The sequence below is a fragment of the Leyella stercorea genome, from assembly GCF_021531355.1.
Taxonomy (GTDB): domain Bacteria; phylum Bacteroidota; class Bacteroidia; order Bacteroidales; family Bacteroidaceae; genus Prevotella.
Genome location: NZ_JADYTS010000239.1, coordinates 1 through 263 on the forward strand (window position 1 = coordinate 1; position 263 = coordinate 263).

Annotated in this window: 1 pseudogene; it reads left to right on the forward strand. The window is 33.5% G+C overall.

What is annotated here, in order from left to right:
• Positions 1 to 108: 108 nt before the first annotated feature.
• Positions 109 to 255, forward strand: a pseudogene (locus tag I6E38_RS15220) (transposase); the annotation flags it as partial.
• Positions 256 to 263 lie beyond the last annotated feature (8 nt).

A 263-nucleotide genomic window follows, 5' to 3' on the forward strand; every position in this document is an offset into this window, starting at 1 on the left:
AATCCTGAGCAACTTTTTGTTGCTCAGGTACTTATAAAATAAGTTAAACTAAAATGCTGCGGAATTTAGGTAAAATAAGTTAAACTAAAATGCTGCGGAATTTAGGATGATGAAGTCTTGAACTTCTTTGTCAACAGGGCAACAAATGCATTTGCAGAGTCTTTTAATGCTAAAATTAAGGCGTTTAGAGCTGCTTTAAGAGGAGTAACGGATATAAAATTCTTTCTTTTCAGACTTACAAAACTATATGCTTAATCCCCCTG